21 protein-coding genes are annotated in these 17,760 nt (G+C 73.8%); 13 read left to right on the top strand and 8 right to left on the bottom strand.

Annotation, left to right across the window (positions count from 1 at the left end):
• Positions 1-73: 73 nt before the first annotated feature.
• Positions 74-1,045, bottom strand: coding sequence for an AraC family transcriptional regulator (locus NYO98_RS00385; protein ID WP_268109533.1), 972 nt, complete (start codon positions 1,043-1,045; stop codon positions 74-76).
• Between the two features lie 178 nt (positions 1,046-1,223).
• On the opposite strand from NYO98_RS00385, the gene NYO98_RS00380 reads away from it, so the two are divergent.
• From NYO98_RS00380 to NYO98_RS00340, 9 genes are all read left to right on the top strand, one after another.
• Positions 1,224-1,559 carry an ANTAR domain-containing protein gene (locus NYO98_RS00380; protein WP_268109532.1) on the top strand — a complete coding sequence of 112 codons (336 nt, stop codon included), beginning with the start codon at positions 1,224-1,226 and terminating at the stop codon, positions 1,557-1,559.
• A gap of 8 nt (positions 1,560-1,567) precedes the next feature.
• A complete protein-coding gene (locus NYO98_RS00375; protein ID WP_268109531.1) occupies positions 1,568-2,278 on the top strand; it encodes a GAF and ANTAR domain-containing protein in 711 nt (236 codons plus the stop codon).
• Positions 2,279-2,382: 104 nt separating this feature from the next.
• A complete protein-coding gene (locus tag NYO98_RS00370; RefSeq protein WP_268109530.1) occupies positions 2,383-3,528 on the top strand; it encodes a glycosyltransferase in 1,146 nt (381 codons plus the stop codon).
• Entirely contained in the window at positions 3,525-4,592 is a 1,068-nt protein-coding gene (locus tag NYO98_RS00365) for a glycosyltransferase (RefSeq protein ID WP_268109529.1), read from the top strand. The genes NYO98_RS00370 and NYO98_RS00365 overlap by 4 nt, the downstream gene beginning before the upstream one ends.
• Positions 4,589-5,629: a glycosyltransferase gene (locus NYO98_RS00360; RefSeq protein WP_268109528.1), complete on the top strand. Its 1,041-nt coding sequence runs from the start codon at positions 4,589-4,591 to the stop codon at positions 5,627-5,629. The genes NYO98_RS00365 and NYO98_RS00360 overlap by 4 nt, the downstream gene beginning before the upstream one ends.
• Positions 5,626-6,483 carry a glycosyltransferase family 2 protein gene (locus NYO98_RS00355; RefSeq protein WP_268109527.1) on the top strand — a complete coding sequence of 286 codons (858 nt, stop codon included), beginning with the start codon at positions 5,626-5,628 and terminating at the stop codon, positions 6,481-6,483. Before NYO98_RS00360 ends, NYO98_RS00355 begins: the two co-directional genes overlap by 4 nt.
• A complete protein-coding gene (locus NYO98_RS00350; protein ID WP_268109526.1) occupies positions 6,480-6,917 on the top strand; it encodes an SRPBCC family protein in 438 nt (145 codons plus the stop codon). The genes NYO98_RS00355 and NYO98_RS00350 overlap by 4 nt, the downstream gene beginning before the upstream one ends.
• Positions 6,914-8,503, top strand: coding sequence for a phytoene desaturase family protein (locus NYO98_RS00345; protein ID WP_268109525.1), 1,590 nt, complete (start codon positions 6,914-6,916; stop codon positions 8,501-8,503). Before NYO98_RS00350 ends, NYO98_RS00345 begins: the two co-directional genes overlap by 4 nt.
• Positions 8,500-9,117, top strand: coding sequence for a methyltransferase (locus NYO98_RS00340; RefSeq protein ID WP_268109524.1), 618 nt, complete (start codon positions 8,500-8,502; stop codon positions 9,115-9,117). Before NYO98_RS00345 ends, NYO98_RS00340 begins: the two co-directional genes overlap by 4 nt.
• 191 nt (positions 9,118-9,308) lie before the next feature.
• Here the strand turns inward: NYO98_RS00340 and NYO98_RS00335 are convergent, their stop codons facing one another.
• The 3 genes from NYO98_RS00335 to NYO98_RS00325 are packed head-to-tail and all read right to left on the bottom strand — an operon-like array spanning position 9,309 to position 11,676.
• The gene (locus NYO98_RS00335; RefSeq protein WP_268109523.1) at positions 9,309-9,506 is read right to left on the bottom strand and encodes a CDGSH iron-sulfur domain-containing protein; all 198 of its coding nucleotides are present in this window, start codon (positions 9,504-9,506) and stop codon (positions 9,309-9,311) included.
• Complete coding sequence (locus NYO98_RS00330; protein ID WP_268109522.1) at positions 9,503-10,459, bottom strand: iron-containing redox enzyme family protein; 957 nt, start codon at positions 10,457-10,459, stop codon at positions 9,503-9,505. The genes NYO98_RS00335 and NYO98_RS00330 overlap by 4 nt, the downstream gene beginning before the upstream one ends.
• Positions 10,456-11,676, bottom strand: coding sequence for a zinc-dependent alcohol dehydrogenase (locus NYO98_RS00325; protein WP_268109521.1), 1,221 nt, complete (start codon positions 11,674-11,676; stop codon positions 10,456-10,458). Before NYO98_RS00325 ends, NYO98_RS00330 begins: the two co-directional genes overlap by 4 nt.
• A gap of 89 nt (positions 11,677-11,765) precedes the next feature.
• Here NYO98_RS00325 and NYO98_RS00320 point away from each other — a divergent pair, with 89 nt between their 5' ends.
• The gene (locus NYO98_RS00320; protein WP_268109520.1) at positions 11,766-12,227 is read left to right on the top strand and encodes a hypothetical protein; all 462 of its coding nucleotides are present in this window, start codon (positions 11,766-11,768) and stop codon (positions 12,225-12,227) included.
• A gap of 19 nt (positions 12,228-12,246) precedes the next feature.
• On the opposite strand, the gene NYO98_RS00315 is transcribed toward NYO98_RS00320, so the two are convergent.
• The 3 genes from NYO98_RS00315 to NYO98_RS00305 are packed head-to-tail and all read right to left on the bottom strand — an operon-like array spanning position 12,247 to position 14,610.
• On the bottom strand, positions 12,247-13,206 hold the full coding sequence (locus NYO98_RS00315; RefSeq protein ID WP_268109519.1) for a TIGR03557 family F420-dependent LLM class oxidoreductase: 960 nt from the start codon (positions 13,204-13,206) through the stop codon (positions 12,247-12,249).
• Complete coding sequence (locus tag NYO98_RS00310; RefSeq protein ID WP_268109518.1) at positions 13,206-13,874, bottom strand: helix-turn-helix transcriptional regulator; 669 nt, start codon at positions 13,872-13,874, stop codon at positions 13,206-13,208. Before NYO98_RS00310 ends, NYO98_RS00315 begins: the two co-directional genes overlap by 1 nt.
• A 52-nt stretch (positions 13,875-13,926) precedes the next feature.
• Entirely contained in the window at positions 13,927-14,610 is a 684-nt protein-coding gene (locus NYO98_RS00305) for a hypothetical protein (protein ID WP_268109517.1), read from the bottom strand.
• A 122-nt stretch (positions 14,611-14,732) separates the two neighbouring features.
• Between NYO98_RS00305 and NYO98_RS00300 the strand changes: the two genes are divergently transcribed.
• The 3 genes from NYO98_RS00300 to NYO98_RS00290 all read left to right on the top strand — a co-directional run bounded on the left by NYO98_RS00300 (position 14,733) and on the right by NYO98_RS00290 (position 17,281).
• Positions 14,733-15,422 (top strand): HAD family hydrolase, encoded by a 690-nt coding sequence (locus tag NYO98_RS00300; protein ID WP_268109516.1) that lies wholly within the window; start codon positions 14,733-14,735, stop codon positions 15,420-15,422.
• A gap of 282 nt (positions 15,423-15,704) precedes the next feature.
• Positions 15,705-15,848 (top strand): hypothetical protein, encoded by a 144-nt coding sequence (locus NYO98_RS00295; RefSeq protein ID WP_268109515.1) that lies wholly within the window; start codon positions 15,705-15,707, stop codon positions 15,846-15,848.
• Positions 15,845-17,281, top strand: coding sequence for an FAD-dependent oxidoreductase (locus tag NYO98_RS00290; RefSeq protein ID WP_268109514.1), 1,437 nt, complete (start codon positions 15,845-15,847; stop codon positions 17,279-17,281). Before NYO98_RS00295 ends, NYO98_RS00290 begins: the two co-directional genes overlap by 4 nt.
• Here NYO98_RS00290 and NYO98_RS00285 read toward each other — a convergent pair.
• Positions 17,278-17,742 (bottom strand): hypothetical protein, encoded by a 465-nt coding sequence (locus tag NYO98_RS00285; RefSeq protein WP_268109513.1) that lies wholly within the window; start codon positions 17,740-17,742, stop codon positions 17,278-17,280. The genes NYO98_RS00290 and NYO98_RS00285 overlap by 4 nt on opposite strands.
• Between the last annotated feature and the right edge of the window lie 18 nt (positions 17,743-17,760).

The following is a 17,760-nucleotide window of genomic DNA, read 5'->3' as shown; positions in this document are numbered from 1 at the left end:
TCTCCAGCAAGACGGTCAACCCCACAGTTGCATGGTCTGGACCAGTGCAACAGCCGCAAAGCGAACGCCCCCGTCAGGACGACGCGCGCACCAAGGTCTGTCCAGGGTTCTCACCGAAGACCAGGCGGTACTCCGCCGCGAAGCGACCGGGGTTGAAGAAGCCGAAGCGGGCCGCGGCGTCGCCCACCGTGGGCACGGCGCCCGCGCGCAGGACCTGGTGCACGAGGTCGAGCCGGACCTGGCGGAGGTAGGCGTGCGGGGTGCAGTCCAGGTGGCGGCGGAAGGCGTACTGCAGGGCTCGCGGGGTGACGTGGCACGCCTGGGCGATCTCCGACAGCGCGAGGTCGTCGCCGGCGCGCTCGTCGATGAGCCTCTGGGCGCGACGCACCGTGGCCTGCGTGGCGTCGCGCAGGTCGCGGGCATCTGTCGAGTCGTCGCGGACGATGTTGTTGTCGAAGGTGTGCAGCAGGGTGTTGGCCAGCAGCCGGGACGCCTCGCCCCGGGCCTGCGCGTCCTCCGCCTCGGCCGACCGGGCGCTGAGCCGGTCGACGACCGCCCGCCACTGCGCGGCCGCTGCCGCCGACCGGGGCACGAACCTGCTGAAGCTCAGGTCCTCACTGGTCCGCTCCGGGTCGATGTCGGCGATCGCGTCGGTCAGCACCTCGAGCGAGATGCTCGTGTTGCGCACGTCGTAGCCGTTGCCGCTCCCGGAGAACGGCATGCCCCACCCGGACGCGAGGACCGTGTCGCCGTCGTGCCCACGGTCGGTGACGGAGCCGTGGGTGTACTCGATCTCACCACCGAGCACGTCGACCACCACGAGCACCGGCATCGGCTCCGCGTCGAACTCGATCGGCGCCTCGATCCTGAGGCGGTCGAAGGCCACGCCTCCCCGCTCGCGACGCCGGTGGTGGACGGTGCCCATCTGGCCGCGAAGCCCCAGCGAGGAGCCGTAGGCCGTGTCGAGCCACTCGCGGGCCTGGTCGCCGTCACCCTCGAAGTCGAAGACGTCCGGAGAATCGCTTCTGGAAGCCCTGTCGGGCATGTGAGCACCTCCTGGAGGAGCGTGCGGAGACGACCCGACGGCTTGAGTCCCCTCGACTGTAGCCCAGTTCCGCTGATCACGCCCTTCGGGACGTGCTCGGCTTGCCCTGTAAGGTGGGAGACCGCACTTGTTCGACTCCGCCCTGTGTCCGCGGACCTACGTCATGCAAGAGGTGACGATGTCTGCAACACCCCCATCCCCGGGCGACTCCGGCCCCCGCGACGACGCGCTGCGCGACGAGGTCGCGCACCTGCACGAGGCCGTGCAGTCCCAGCGCGACATCGGCATGGCCATCGGCCTGCTCTCGGCCCGTTTCCACTGCAGCACCGAGCAGGCGTGGCGCACGATGCTCCGCGTCTCGCAGGACAGCAACACCAAGGTCCGCACCGTGGCTCGAGTGCTCGTGAAGACCCACGACGGCACCGCCGACGCTGCCGACCAGGAGACGCTGGCGACGTTCGTCCACCACCTTCCCGCGTCGGGATGGTCGAGCGGGGCCGCCGCCAAGGAATAATCCTCGGCATGAACATCGACGACGCCGCGCTCGCCGAGAGCCTGCGCCGACTGTCCCAGCCCCGCGACGACGACGGCAGCATCGTCTCGGCCCTGCACGTCGTGGTCGCCGCGTGCGTCGACCTCTTCTCGGTCGACGGTGCCGGCGTGCTCATCGCCGACGAGCAGGACATCCTCGTCTACGCCGCCGCGAGCGACGGCCCGGGCCGCCTCCTCGAGCAGACGGAGGCGGAGGCCGGCGAGGGGCCGTGCACCGAGGCCTTCGTGCAGGCCCGGGTGGTCACCTCCCGGGACGTCACGGCCGAGTCCGAGCGCTGGCCGACGCTGGCCCGCGCGATGGAGGAGCAGCCGGTGCGTGCCGTGCTGGGCACGCCGGTGCTCCTCGGTGGCGTGCCGGTCGGCACCCTCGACGTCTACAAGAGCGAGCCGCACGAGTGGGACGACAGCGAGAAGGCGGCGCTCGGGAGGTACGCCGAGATCATCTCGACCACCCTCGGAGCCGCCCTGCAGGCCCACACCGCGGGCGAGCTGGCCCGGCAGCTGCAGTACGCCCTCGACTACCGGGTGGTGATCGAGCGGGCCGTGGGCTACCTGATGGCGAAGCAGTCGCTCGACGCCGTCGGTGCCTTCAACGCGCTGCGCACCGCCGCGCGCAGCCGTCGTACGAAGATCGGGGTCGTGTCCGAGCACGTCCTCGAGACCGGGGCGCTTCCCGCCTGACACGGGCACGTGCCGTCGCCCCGCGCGACACCTCCCATGGGATGGACTTGTCCGGTCCGCGCGGTGCCGGCGCATGCCACCCATGCGCGCGGGTACTTGTGCCCGTGACCACCTCCGACATGACGACGCACGCGCCCGCAGCGCGGGCCGTGCCGCGTCCCCGCACCGGGCGCCTCGTCATCGCCTCGGTGCCGGCCAACCACGTCTACGTCCGCCACCTCGCGCCTGAGGACGGCCCGGGACCGGTGCGGTTGCCCGACCCCACGCCCCCGGGTGCCGCCACCACGCAGCAGTGGTGGCCTCCCGTCATGCTCGACGCCGCGTGGGTCGAGACCCACGACTTCGACGTCTTCCACCTCCACTTCGGCTTCGACGCCCGCAGCCCGGCCGAGCTCGAGGAGCTGGTCGCCGCTCTGCGCCGACGCGGCAAGCCGCTGGTCTTCACGGTCCACGACCTGCGCAACCCCCACCACCTCGACCGCGAGGCGCACGACCGCCACCTGGACGTGCTGGTGCCCGCGGCCGACGCCCTCATCACCCTGACCCGGGGGGCCGCGGACGAGATCCGCGCCCGCTGGGGACGCGAGGCCGTCGTGGTGCCGCACCCCCACGTCGTACCCCTCGACGTGATGCGCCGTGCCGCCACGATGCGTGACGTGCTCGGGCGGGGGCCGCGCGACCGCGGGCTCCGCATCGGCCTGCACGTGAAGAGCCTCCGCGCCGGCATGCACCCGCACCCGCTGCTCCCCGTGCTCGTCGACGCCGTGCGCGACCTCCCGGGCTCGGTGCTGCAGGTCAACGGGCACCGCGACGTGCTGGTGCCCGGCGGGCCGAGGTACGACGCCCCGCTGGCCGAGGCGCTGCAGGACCACGCCGCCCGCGGCGAGGTCGACCTGCAGATCCACGACTTCCTCGACGACGACGCGCTGTGGGCCTACCTGGCCTCCCTCGACGTGTCCGTCCTGCCCTACCGCTTCGGCACGCACAGTGGCTGGCTCGAGGCCTGCCGCGACCTCGGGACGACCGTGATCGCCCCCTCGTGCGGCTACTACGCCGACCAGGGTCCCGTGGTCACCTACGAGCACGACGAGGACCACTTCGGCGCCGAGAGCCTCGTGCGCGCGGTCCAGCGGGCCCGTGCGGGCGAGGCAGCGGTCCCGATCGACGTGGACGAGCGCCGCCGACAACGCGCACAGGTCGCCGCCGCCCACGCCCGGGTGTACGACGCCGTGGCGGGTGGTGGCCGGTGAGGATCTGCCTCATCGCCTCCAGCCGATTCCCCATCCGAGAGCCCTTCGCCGGCGGCCTGGAGTCGATGACCTGGACGACCGCGCGCGGGCTGGCCGAGCGCGGGCACGACGTCACGCTCTTCGCCGGGCCCGGCTCGGACACGTCGCTGCCGGTGCGCCTGCTCCCGCTCTCCACGGTGGAGGTCAGCCCGGCGGCGATGGCCGACAAGTTCGCGCCCGGCCACGGGTGGCTGGCCGAGCACCACGCCTACCTCGCCCTGATGCTCTCCCTCGCGCGCACCGGCGCCGAGGAGTACGACGTCGTGCACAACAACAGCCTCCACCACCTGCCGATCGCGATGGCGCCGGCGGTCGACGTCCCGATGCTGACCACGCTGCACACCCCGCCGCTCCCGATGATCGAGTCGGCGCTGGCGCTGTGCCCGCGCCCCCCGCGCTTCGTGTCGGTGAGCGAGTGGACCGCCAGGTCGTGGCGCCACGCGGTCGACAGCGACGTCGTGCTCAACGGGCTCGACCTGCGCGACTGGCCGGCGGGGCCGGGCGGCGGGCCGGCCGTGTGGTCGGGGCGGATCGTGCCGGAGAAGGCTCCCCACCTGGCCGTCGAGGCCTGCCGGATCGCCGGTGTGCCGCTCGTGCTGGCCGGTCCCGTCCAGGACCGGGCCTACTTCGACCGCGAGGTGGCCCCGCTGCTGGGCGCCGACGCCCACTACGCAGGACACCTCTCGCAGCGCGAGCTGTCAGCCCTGCTGCGGCAGGCGTCGGTGGCGGTGGTGACGCCGATGTGGGACGAGCCCTACGGCCTCGTCGCCGCGGAGGCCATGGCCAGCGGCACCCCCGTCGCGACGTTCGCCCGGGGAGGCCTGAGCCAGGTGGTGTCCCCCCAGGGTGGCGTGCTCGCGGCGCCCGGTGACGCGGCCGCACTGGCGGAGGCCGTGGTGGCCGCGGCACGGCTCGACCGCGCCGGAGTGCGCGCCCACGCCGAGTCCACCTGCAGCGCCGACGCGATGGTGGACAGCTACGTCGACCTCTACGCCGAGCTGACCCGCCAGGACGACGCCGCGTGACCGGCGACGGCACCACAGGGGTCGTCGGCTACTACGTGCACCACGTGGGCAGCGGCCACCGCCACCGCGCCACGGTCCTCGCCGCCCGGCTCCGGCGCGACGGGATCGCGGTCACCGGCCTGTCCTCCCTGCCCCGCCCGGACGGCTGGGACGGCGAGTGGGTGCGGCTGCCCCACGACGACGACGGCGAGCCCCGGCGCGTGTCGGCCCACGGGCACCTCCACTGGGCTCCGCTGCTCCACGACGGCACCCGGTCCCGGGCCGCTGCCATCAGCGCGTGGATCGAGGAGGCCCGCCCCGACCTGCTCGTCGTCGACGTCTCGGTCGAGGTGCTCCTGCTGGCCCGCCTGCACGGGATCCCCGCCGTCGGCGTGGTGCTCCCCGGTCGACGCGACGACCCCGCCCACCTCCTGGGACTCGGGGTCGCCGAGGCGCTGGTCGGCTTCTGGCCACGCACGGCGCACGACATGACGCCCGGGCTGCCCGACGGCCTGCGCGAGCGGCTGGTGCCCGTGGGGGCGCTGTCCCGCCACCCCGTGCGGCCCGTGCTGCGCCCCCGCCCGCACACCCACGAGCGCACCGTCGCGCTGATGCTCGGCTCGGGCGGGCACGACGTCAGCGCGGACGACGTACGCCTGGCCCGCGGGGCGACGCCCGGCTGGCGCTGGCACGTCCTGGGCGCCGACCGCAGCACGTGGGTCGACGACCCGTCGGCCGTGCTCGCCGGGGCCGACGTCGTCGTCACCCACGCCGGGCAGAACGCGCTCGCCGAGACGGCAGCGGCCCGCCGCCCGGCGGTCGTGCTGCCCCAGCAGCGCCCCCACGACGAGCAGCGGGCGACCGGTGACGTGCTCGCGCACGGCTGGCCCGCCGTCGTGCGCACCACGTGGCCCGCGGCCGGCGAGTGGGGCGGCGTGCTGGACCGGGCCGCAGCGCTCGACCCGCGGGGCTGGACCCAGTGGTGCGACGGGTGGGCGGCCGACCGCTTCGCCGACGTCGTCGTCGCCACCCGAGACCGCGTGAGGGCGATCCCGTGACCCACGTGGCCGTCGTCACGATCGCCCACGGCCGGCACGAGCACCTCGCGGCGCAGCACCGCTCGCTCGCCCGCGCAACCCACCGGCCCGACCACTACCTCGCCGTCGCGATGGACGACCCCGGGATCGTCGTGGCCGACGACGACGGTCTCGTCCGTGAGGTCGTCGGCATCGGCCGCGGCCCCGGCGGTCGGCTGCCCCTGGCTGCCGCCCGCAACCTCGGTGTCCGCACGGCGATCGACGCCGGCGCCGACGTGGTCGTGCTCCTCGACGTCGACTGCCTGGCCGGGGCCGGTCTCGTGGCGTCGTACGCCGACGTCGTCACCGCTCGACCGGGACGCATCTGGTCGGGTCCGGTGACCTACCTGCCTCCTCCCCCACCCGGCGGCTACCCGGACGACCCCGCGGACCTCGCGGGCTGGGACGACCCGCACCCCGCGCGACCGAGCCCGGCGCCCGGCGAGCTGCTGGAGTCCGACGACCCGGACCTCTTCTGGTCGCTGTCGTTCGCCGTGGACCCCGCGACGTGGGGGCGCCTCGGGGGTTTCTGCGAGGACTACGCCGGCTACGGCGGCGAGGACACCGACCTGGGTCGTACGGCGGTGGCCAGCGGCATCGGGCTGGGGTGGGTCGGCGGAGCGCGCGCCTACCACCAGCACCACCCCGTGAGCAGCCCGCCGGTCGAGCACCTCGACGACATCCTGCGCAACGGCCGGCTGTTCCACGAGCGGTGGGGCGCGTGGCCGATGACCGGGTGGCTCGAGGAGTTCGAGCGCCGGGGACTGGTCCGGCGAGAAGGTGGGCACTGGATCCGCGAGACACCCACGCGCACCACCGAGGAGACCACACCATGAGCACCACGACCCGAACCGTGTCCGCGACACCCGAGCAGGTCTGGGAGGTCCTGGCCGACGGCTGGCTCTACCCGCTCTTCGTCGTCGGTGCGTCCCGGATGCGGGACGTCGACGAGTCGTGGCCCGCGGTCGGTGCCCGGTTGCACCACAGCGTCGGGACGTGGCCGCTGCTGATCGACGACACGACCGAGGTCCTCGAGGTGGAGGAGGGCAGGCGCCTGCTCCTCAAGGCCCGCGGCTGGCCGGCGGGCGAGGCCCACGTCGAGATCTCGCTGCGCCCCGACGGCGCCTCGACGCTCGTCACGATGAAGGAGGACGCCACCGCCGGACCCGGCGTCCTGGTCCCCAAGCCCCTGCGCGACCCCCAGCTCCACTGGCGAAACACCGAGGCCCTGAAGCGCCTGGCGTTCGTGGTGGAGGGACGGACGCGGTGAGCGCCGGCGCGTCGGGCGCCTACGACGCGGTCGTCGTCGGGGCCGGACCCAACGGCCTGGTCGCCGCCAACCTGCTGGTCGACGCCGGGTGGCGGGTGCTCGTGCTCGAGGCGCAGCCGACCCCCGGTGGCGCGGTCCGCAGCGACCGCGAGGTGCACCCCGACTTCGTCCACGACACGTTCAGCGCGTTCTACCCGCTCGCCGTCGCCTCGCGCGCGATGACCGGCCTGCGGCTCGAGGAGCACGGGCTGAGGTGGGAGCACGCCCCGTCGGTGCTCGGCCACCAGTTCGGCGACGGGCAGTGGGCGGTGCTGCACCGCGACCGCCACGACACCGCCGCCGGCCTGGACGCCCTCCACCCGGGCGACGGCGACGCCTGGCTGGAGCTCTGCGCCGCCTGGGACCGGATCGGCCCGGCGCTGGTCGACGGCCTCACCTCGCCCTTCCCGCCGGTGCGCGCGGGAGCGCGGCTGGTGCCGGCGCTGGCCCGCTCCGGCGGCCTCGACACCGTCCGGCGCCTGGCGACGCCGGTCGCCTCGCTCGGCCGCGAGCTCTTCCACGGCCCGGCCGCCCAGCTGCTGCTCAACGGCAACGCCGGCCACGCCGATTTCCCTCTCGGCTCACCGGGCTCGGGGGTCTTCGGGGTGCTGATGACGATGCTCGGCCAGACGGTCGGCTTCCCCGTCCCGCGGGGCGGCGCCCAGCGGCTCACCGACGCGCTGGTCGCGCGCTGCACGTCCCTCGGCGCGGAGCTCGTGACGGACGCCGAGGTGACGTCCGTCGACGTCCGCGGCGGCCGCGTGGCCGGCGTACGCACCCGCGACGGGCAGTCGTACGCCACCCGCGCCGTGCTCGCCGACGTGTCGGCCACCCACCTCTTCGGGGGGCTCGTCGCCGAGGAGCACCTGCCCGCGCGGCTCGTGCGCGGCATGCGCCACTTCGAGCTCGACCCCGGCACCGTGAAGGTGGACTGGGCGCTCTCCGGGCCGATCCCGTGGACCAACCGTCCCGACCGCGCGCCGGGCACCGTGCACGTCGCCGACTCGGTCGAGGAGATGTCCCAGACGCTGGCCCAGGTCTCGTCGGGCGTCGTCCCGGACCGGCCGTTCCTGCTCACCGGGCAGATGACGTCGAGCGACCCCACCCGGTCGCCGGCGGGCACCGAGTCGTTCTGGGCCTACACGCACGTGCCGCAGCCCGGGAGGACCCGCCGCGACGCCGCGGACGAGGTCTCCGGAGCGTGGGGCCACGACGACGCGCAGCGCTTCGCCGACCGGATGCAGGCGCGGATCGAGGCGCGGGCGCCCGGGTTCGGCGACCTGGTCATGGAGCGCCGGGTGCTCGGACCCCACGAGCTCGAGGCCCGCGACGCCAACCTGGTCGGCGGGGCCGTCAACGGCGGCACGTCCCAGCTCCACCAGGAGCTCGTCTTCCGACCTGTCCCGTCCATGCGCGGCCGCGCCACCACCGGCCTGCCGGGGCTCTACCTCGCCTCCGCCTCCGCGCACCCCGGTGGCGGCGTCCACGGCTCGGCCGGCGCCAACGCCGCCCGCGCCGCCCTCTGGCACCGAAGGATCCGCCGATGACCGACCAGCTGACCTTCGGGTCCCTCACCATCGCCTTCGACGACCGCGTGCTGCGGCCGCGGGAGTGGACCGCCGCGCAGTCCGAATGGGCGGCCGACCTGATGACGACCGCGCCGGGCGGGACGGTGCTGGAGCTCTGCGCCGGCGCCGGGCACATCGGCCTGCTGGCGGTCGCGACGTCCGGTCGCCGCCTGGTCTGCGTCGACGCCAACCCCGTCGCGTGCGACTACGCCCGGGCGAACGCCCTCGCCGCCGGGATCGCCGAGCGGGTCGAGGTGCGCGAGGCGCGGCTGCAGGAGGCACTCGCGCCCGACGAGACGTTCCCGGTGGTCATCGCCGATCCTCCGTGGGTGCCGCGCGAGCAGACCTCCCGCTACCCCGAGGACCCGCTCACCGCGATCGACGGCGGCGACGACGGCCTCGACGTGGCACGCGCCTGCCTCGCGGTCATCGACGACCACCTCGCCCCCGGCGGCTCGGCCGTGCTCCAGGTCGGGACCCGCGCACAGGCCGACGCCCTGCGCGGGGAGCCCTGCTTCACCGAGGGCCGGCTCGCGATGGTCGAGGTACGCCAACAGGTGCGCGGGGTGCTCGCCCGCATCGACCGCGCCTGACCCCGCGCCGCCGGCGTACGCCTGGCGCGCGGTGGGGCGGTGTCCCAGCCACATTCCCCGGCGCAGGAATGTGGCTCCCGCACCGCTGCTAGCGCGCCGTCGACCGACACGCCCGCGGCGGTGGCCCAGCCACGTCCGGGGGCTCCGGAATGTGGCTCCGACACCGCTCCGGGACCCAGGCCGTACGCCGCTCAGCGCGGGATGACCTTGTGGGTCCCGTCGCACCAGGGCAGGCGGCTCGACTTCTCGCAGCGGCAGAGGGCGACCACCGGGCGGTCCACGGCGTGGACCGTGCCCTCGAGGTCCTGCACGGACTCCGCGCCGCGCAGCAGCATCGGGCCGTGGGGCACGAGCACGACGTCGGGGTGGTCGAAGTCGCGCTCGCTCACCGCTGCGGCTCCCAGACGCGGAGCATCGCGGTCGCGAAGCGTGCCTCGACGTCGAGGCAGGTGAAGGCCCCGAAGAGGACCTCGGCCGCCTGGTCGGGCTCGTCGTCGGCGAGGGTGCCGCAGATGTCGCGGGCAGCGAGGTGCTCGTGGATGGCGTCGGCCTCGACGTGCTCGTCGTAGTAGTCGGCCATCGGCCCCTCGAGCCCGAGCCGCTCGAGGCCCTGCACCATCTTGCGGGAGGGCAGCGAGCTGGTCATCTCGAACGCGGCGAGGTGCCCCATCGCCGCGCCGCGCAGCCGACGGTGGAGGCCGAAGAGGGATCCGGCGTTGTTCATCTCGAGGTTCTCGGGGATCGCGTCGTCGACGTAGGCGCCGTACTCCGCGCGCAGCCCGACGGCCTCGAGGCCGCGGGCGAAGAGGTGGGAGTGGAGGCGGTTGGGGTCGCCGTCGCCGTACTCGTCGAACTGCAGCGCCATCAGGGCCGCCTTGGCGCGCACCGGGAGGCGGGGCACGACGAAGGCCGAGGGGTCGGACTCCTTGAGGTGGTAGACCGAGCGCTGCCGCAGCAGCTCGAGCACCTGGTCGCGGTCGGCGCGCCGGCGGACGAAGTCGGCCAGCGACGGGCCGTCGTCGGCGGCGACGAGGTCCTCGAGGGCGGTCGGCACGTCGGCGGGGGCGGGCGCCGCGACAGCGCCGGCCTCGGTCCACCGCGCGCGCAGCCGCTCCTCGAGGGCGGTCTCGAGGTCACGACGTACGCCGAGCAGGTCGGGGTCCCACTCGGCGCGGTCGTCGGCGTCCTCGAAGCCGCGGAAGGACAGCTCGTGCAGCGTCCAGAGGGAGATCGACTCGTCGTCCCACGAGTCCGCCCCGGGAGCCGAGCCGGTCAGCCCCGGCTCCGCGAGGCGGGCGACGAGCCACTCGCTCAGCCCGCCCCGCGGCTTGGGCAGTCTCACGGCTTGAACACCACCTTCACCATGCCGTCCTCCTTGTCGCGGAACTTGCGGTAGGCCTCGGGGGCGTCGTCGAGCGACAGGTGGTGCGTGGCGAACGACTCGACGCCGAGCACGTCCTCCTCCTGGTCGAGGAGGGCGAGGATGTCGTCGCTCCAGCGGCGGACGTTGGCCTGGCCCATCCGCACCTGCACCTGCTTGTCGAACAGCTGGAACATCGGCAGCGGGTCGGTGGGGGCGCCGTAGACGCCGGAGATGCTGATGGTGCCGCCGCGACGCACGCTGTCGATGCAGCTCATGAGGGCGGCGAGGCGGTCGACGCCGAAGTTGAGCATGACCTTCTCCTGCACCTTCTTGGGGAGCAGGCCGAGCGCCTTCTGCGCGGTCTCGGCGACGGGCGAGCCGTGCGCCTCCATGCCGACGGCGTCGATCACCCCGTCGGCACCGCGGCCGTCGGTGAGCTCGCGCACCGCGTCGCCCACCCCGTCGACCTCGGTGAAGTCGATGGTCTCGGCGCCGCGGCCGTGCACGCGGGCGAGCCGCTCGCGCACGGAGTCGACCACGATGACGCGCAGGCCGCGGTGCAGGGCGATCCGGGTGGCCATGTCGCCGATCGGTCCGGAGCCGACGACCAGCAGCGTGCCGCCGTCCTCGACGTCGGCGTACTCCACGGCCTGCCAGGCGGTGGGCAGCACGTCGGAGAGGAACAGGAAGCGGTCGTCCGTCGGTCCGTGCGGCACCTTGATCGGGAGCGTGTCGCCGAACTGGACGCGCAGCATCTCGGCCTGCCCACCGGGCACCTGGCCGTAGAGCTTGCTGTAGCCGAGCAGGCTCGCGCCGGTGCCGGTGTCACGGTTCTGGGTGGTCTCGCACTGGCTGTAGAGGCCGCGCGTGCACATCCAGCAGGTGCCACAGCTGATGTTGAAGGGCACCACGACGCGGTCGCCGGGGACGAGGGAGGTGACGGCCGACCCGACCTCACGCACGATGCCCATCGGCTCGTGGCCGACGATGTCGCCCGGCGTCATGAACGGCGTCAGCGGGTCGTAGAGGTGCAGGTCGGAACCGCACAGCCCCGTCGACGTCACCTCGATGACGACGTCGGTGCGCTCCTCGATGACCGGGTCCGGGACCTCCTTGACCTGCATGTCCTGCTTGCCCTGCCAGGTGACTGCCTTCATGTGAGCGAAGACCTCCTCGGTCCGTCGTGTGATCTGCATGCGACGTGCATGCGTTCGTGGACTGCCAGTGCCCCGGACCGCCCGTTGGCATGTGGTCAGGCAGGTCGCGGATCTGTGAGCCTCGGAACATGGACGACCAGCCCTCCCCCGAGCACCGCCGGCCCGACGGTGTCACCGACGAGACCGTCGAGGCGGTCGGCAAGCTGTCCGCCGCCCTCGACCACGTCGAGGACGCACGCGGCCACCTCTACGCCTTCCACCGCCTCATGGGCAGCGCCGAGTCGACGCTCGAGGAGGCCGAGGAGCTGGTGCGCAAGGCCGGCCACACCGACATCGCCGACGCGATGGACCGCGACGTGCTCGGCCAGAACCCGCTGCCGGGGATGTGGTCCTTCCAGATGGTCGACGAGTTCGACGACGGCTTCTACGCCCGCGCGAAGGGCCTGCACCAGCGGGCCCTCGACGAGCTGATGAACGGCCAGCGCCACGTCTTCGAGGCGGAGATGAAGGAGCTGCGGCGCACCCGCGGGCGCGAGGGCCACGAGGCGCGGCCCGCGGACGTGCAGGGCGACCCCGAGTACGACGACTGAGCCGCGCGGCCGACCGGCGTCAGTCGCGCAGCTGCGGGAGGACGTCGGAGCCGTAGGCCGCGATCATGTCCGCGTAGTGCGGCCCCATGTTGGCGACGTACACCTCGTCGAAGCCGGCGTCGACGAACGGCGCGTAGGCCTCCACGTGCTCGGCGACGTCGGGCCCGAAGGCGCCCTTCTCCGCGAACGCCTCGCGCGTGACCAGCTCACTGGCCTGCTCGAAGTGCTGCGGGCTCGGGAGCACCTGGCTGAGCTCTCCTGGGACGCCGGAGTTGGGCCACAGCTCGTAGGCCGCGTCGATCGCCTCGTCGCGCGTCGGACCCCAGGCGACCTTGAACCCCGACTGCGTGGGGGCGTCAGGTCCCTTGGCCGCCCGGAACGTCTCCACCGACTCGGCGTCGGGCTGGGTGGTGATGAAGCCGTCGGCGATCCGGCACGCCACGTCGAGCGCCTTCGGGCCGAAGGCGCTCATGTAGATGGGCGGCGGCTGGTCGGGCAGCGTGTAGATGCGGGCCGTGTCGATGGTGTAGTGCCGGCCCTCGCGGGACACCACCTCACCCGTCCACAGCTCGCGGATGACCTCGACCGCCTCCTCGAGCATCTCGAGGCGCTGCGCGGTGTGCGGCCACCGGTCGCCGAGGACGTGCTCGTTGAGCGCCTCGCCGGTCCCCACCCCGAGGGTGAAGCGCCCTTCACCGAGCAGCACCGCGGACGTCGCCGCGGCCTGCGCGACGATCGCCGGGTGCGTGCGCACGGTCGGGCAGGTCACAGCAGTGGTGACCGGCAGGTCGCACACCTGCGCGATCGCCCCGATCATCGACCAGACGAACGGCGACTGCCCCTGGGCGTTGGTCCACGGGTGGAAGTGGTCGCTGATCCAGAGGCTGTCGAAACCGGCCCGCTCGGCCAGCCGCGCCTGCTCGAGCAGCTGGTCGGGGGCGTACTCCTCGCAGGAGAGGAAGTAGCCGAACCGGGTCATCAGCGCACGGCGTGGGCGTGCAGGCGCGGGCGGGTCTGCTCCGGCTCGGGCGACATCAGCAGGCCGTGCTGGATGGCCCAGAGCACCGCCTGCGAGCGGGAGGTCACCTCGATCTTGGAGTAGGCGCCCCGGATGTAGGACTTCACCGAGTTGATGCTCAGGTTGGTCTCCTCGGCGATGTCGCGGTTGGCCTTGCCGGCCGCGATCATCGACAGCACCTCGGTCTCGCGCTGGGTGAGGGGCCACTTCTCGGCGGCCGCCTTCTCCGCCTCGGCCTGGCCGGTCCACGCGTCGACGACCACGCGGCCGTCGGCGACCTGCAGGAGGTTCCACACCAGGCGCCGGGCGGGCAGCCACTTGCTGACGAATCCCGCGGCGCCGCGCGACATCTCGGTGGAGACCGCCTCGGGACTGCAGTCCCAGCCGAAGGCCACCATGCGGGTCGGGAAGCGCTGCGGCGCGGGGCGCACGCCCGCGGCGCGGCGGTGGGGCTCGTAGAGCGTCAGGTCGACGAGGGGCGCGGGGCCGTCGGCCCGGTGAGCCACCAGGGTGACGAGTGCGGAGTGGGGCTCGAGCATGGCGCGAAGTCCGTGGACGACGAGCTCGCTCTCCTCCATGATCCCGACCTTGACGTGGCGGGAGACGGGGGCGTTGGGTCGCTGTTGCATGGCCCGCAGTACCCCGATGGGCGGGGCTCATGCGCCCGACGGGGTGAAGGGCTCAGGCCAGCAGCACCCGGGCCACGCACGCCGCGTCCGACTCCGAGACCCCGGCGCGCTCGGCGGCCTCGCGGAGCATCAGCGCCGCCATGTCCGTGGTCACGGCCATCCGGGCCGCCACCAGGCCGACCGCGACGTCGATGAGGCGCTGCTCGCGCAACCGCTCGGGCGCGTGCTGCGCGCGGCGGAGGGTCTCGAACCCCAGGTCGGCGTTGGTGACCGCGCCGGCCTGCCACGCGCCGAGCGCCTCCACGAGCCCGTCGATGCGGTCACGGAACGCGTGGGCGGTGGAGGCGTAGAGGTCGATGTTGAGCACGGCACGTCCGTGCTCCACGACCGGCAGGCACACCGTGCTGGCGATCGTGCCGAACGCGCGCTCGCGCGCCATGTCGGCCCAGTCGAGCTCGTCGAGCGGGTGGGCGTCACCCGCAGCCGGACCCGGCGGACCGGGCCCCGTCTCGACGGTCTCGCGGACGGCGTCCGCATCCTCCGGGACGCTCGTCGCCTCCCGGTCGACCAGGGTGAAGGTCAGGTCCTCGTCGAGGAGCGTCACGCTCAGCGCGACGCAGTCGGGCACCGAGCGCACGGCCCAGCCCTCGATCACCCGCAGCAGGCCCTCCATGTCGTCGATGGACGCAGTGACGTACTCGTCCAACGCCTCCCGACTCTGCGGCAGCAGCTCCATATCGATCCCCTCGACACATCGGTGTTGCCTGAGCCCTCGATGCTCCTCCGACGGCAAAGGACCCACCACACCCGCCCGGGCGGTGGTGCATGGCACCCCATCCCCCGGGGTACGGCGCCGCCGTGAACGCGGAGACCCTGCACCATCCCGTCGTCGTCCTCGACCTGGACGGCACGCTCGTCGACTCGGTCTACCAGCACGTCGTCGCCTGGCACGCGGCGTTCCGCGACGTCGGCCTGCACGTGAGCGCCGTGCGCGTCCACGAGGCGATCGGGATGGGTGGCGACCGGCTCGTCGCCCACGTCGCCGGGGACTCGGCCGAGTCGGCCGTCGGCGACGACGTCCGCAAGCTGCACGACGACTACTTCCGTTCGCACCTGCGAACCGTCTGCGCCCTCGACGGCGCCGCCGACCTCGTGGAGGCGCTCGCCGGCCACGGGCACCGGCTCGTGCTGGCCAGCTCGTCGGAGACCGACCTGGTCGACGCCCTCCTCGAGCTCGTCGACGTACGCCGGCACCTGACCGCGATCGTCACCGGCTCCGACGAGGCGGCGACCAAGCCCGCGCCCGACATGGTCGAGCTCGCGATCGAGCGCGCCGGGGGCGGCAAGGCGATCGTCGTCGGTGACGCCGTGTGGGACGCGTTGTCAGCCGAGGCGGCGGGCGTGCCGTGCATCGGGCTGCGCAGCGGTGGCATCAGTGCCGAGCGCCTCGCCTCCGCGGGCGCGTCCTGGGTCCACGACGGCCCGCGCGACCTGCTCGACCACCTCGGCGGCGGACCGCTCACCCGGCAGGGCAGCTCGACGCCCTGAGCAAGGCCGCTCGGCAGGACACGTACGAAACCCGCCGGAGTCACCTCGCACGGCGTACGGGAGGTCAAGACCGGCGGGTCTCGCGCTGGCCGCCGAGATCGTGCTCGACGACCCCGGCGTGACTGACGTGTACCCCTCAGGGGTGGAGGACATACGCCTCCATCCCCCCGACCTGCCGGACGGGGTGACTACGAGCCCGGCGACGGGGTACGGGGATCGCGTCCCGAGCTGTGTCCACACCCACACCCCCACCCCACCCTCACCCCGCCCTCAGGAGGAGAGATGAGTCCGTCCGACGACCGGTCGCAGGATCCCTGGACCGACCCGCAGACCCACCTCGACACCGACCCGGTGAACGCCGACCCGGCTCCGCCCGGGCCCGACGCGACCGGCGAGACCGACCAGCCCCTCGAGGACGAGTCGTGACCTCCCTCTGGCTCGACCGGGCGGCACCGGTCGCCGACGACCCCCTCCCCGGCTCCGGGGAGGCGCTGGACGCCGTGGTCGTGGGGGCCGGACTGACCGGCCTGACGACCAGCCTCCTGCTCGCCCGCTCCGGGATGCGGGTCGCGTGCGTCGAGGCCCGCCAGGTCGGCGCCGTGACGACGGGCCGGACGACCGGCAAGGTCTCGCTCCTGCAGGGCACCCACCTCTCGCGCATCCGCAGCCACCAGAGCGAGGACGTCGCGGCCGCCTACGTCGACGCCAACCGCGAGGGCATGGAGTGGCTGCTGCGCTTCTGCGACGACCACGGGGTCGACTACCAGCGCCGCACCGCGGTGACGTACGCCGCCGACGAGCAGGAGCGCTCGTCGGTCGAGCGGGAGCACGAGGCCGCCTCCGCCCTCGGCCTGGCGGTCGAGTGGCGCGACACCCTCGACGTGCCCTTCCCGCACGTGGCCGCGACGGCGCTCGCCGACCAGGCCCAGCTCGACGCGATGGACGTGCTCGCCGCGCTCGCCCAGCAGCTCCGCGAGCACGGCGGCACCCTGCACCAGGGACACCGGGTGCGGTCGGTCTCGAAGGGCGGCCGCCCGACCGTCCGCCTCGAGGGTGGCGAGACCCTGACCGCCGACCACCTCGTGCTGGCCACCGGCACCCCGATCCTCGACCGGGGGCTGCACTTCGCGCGGCTCGAGCCGCAACGCTCCTACGTGCTCGCCCTCGACGGCGCGGGGCCGATGGAGGGGATGTACCTCTCCGCCGGGTCCGATGCCCGGTCGGTGCGCGACGCCCCCGGAGGCACGCTCGTCCTCGGCGGCGCCGGCCACGTCGTCGGTCGTACGGACTCCCACCTCGCCCACCTCGAGGCCCTGCGGGCGTGGGCGGCGGAGTGGTACCCGGCCACCACCGAGACCCACCACTGGTCGGCGCAGGACTACAGCAGCCCCGACGGGGTGCCGTACGTCGGTCCGCTGCGGCTGGGCGGCGACCGGATCCACGTCGCCACCGGCTACGAGAAGTGGGGCATGACCAACGCCGTCGTCGCGGCCCGCGCCATCTCCTCCGACATCCTCGGCGACATGCCGCCGTGGGCGCGCACGCTCAGCGGCCGCACCCCGTCGGTGTCCGAGGCGGGTGAGATCGCCCGGATCAACCTCGGCGTCGGCGCCGCGCTCGTCACCGGGGCCGTACGGGCCGCGCGCGAGCGGCTGCCGGGCAACGCCGGACCGGCCAAGGCCGACCAGTGCGGCGTCGTCGGCGTCTGCACCCACCTCGGCGGGCTGCTGAAGTGGAACGACGCCGAGGAGACGTGGGACTGCCCGCTGCACGGCTCGCGCTTCTCCGCGGAGGGAGAGGTGCTCGAGGGCCCGGCGACCAGGCCACTGGTGAGGCGGTCGAGGAGCGACGAGGCCTAGCGGTTGGCGCAGACCAGGTCGGCGGACAGGGCCGCCTCGCCCGAGAGCTCGACGTCGGGGCCGCACACCAGGTCGAGCGGGTCGGCCGCCTGCTCGACGGTGGCCACGGCCTCGTCGAAGGCCGGGACCACGTCGGCGCAGGCGTGCTCGAGGCCGATGCGGGTGAGCGTGGACGTCGACAGGTCGCCGCTGAGCGCCAGCTCGACGGTCCAGTCCGCGGCGTCGGTGCGGACGCAGTCGGCGGCCGCGGCCTGACGCAGCGCGGCGAAGTCGAAGGTCCCGGTGCCGAGCTCGTCGGCCAGCGCCGCCTCCCAGTCGGCGAGCGCCTCGTCCTCGGCGCGCGAGGCCGCCCCGGACCCCGAGGTGGCGTCGGCGTCCCCGCCGCAGGCGGTGAGTCCCGGGAGGAGCAAGGCGGCGAGGAGGGCGGTGGGGACGAGGGGGCGGAGGGCGGGAGCGCGCATGACGGGCAGGCTAGGAGC

This window comes from Nocardioides pini (assembly GCF_026712185.1).
Lineage (GTDB): Bacteria > Actinomycetota > Actinomycetes > Propionibacteriales > Nocardioidaceae > Nocardioides > Nocardioides pini.
This window is presented reverse-complemented; position numbering and strand designations above follow the sequence as displayed.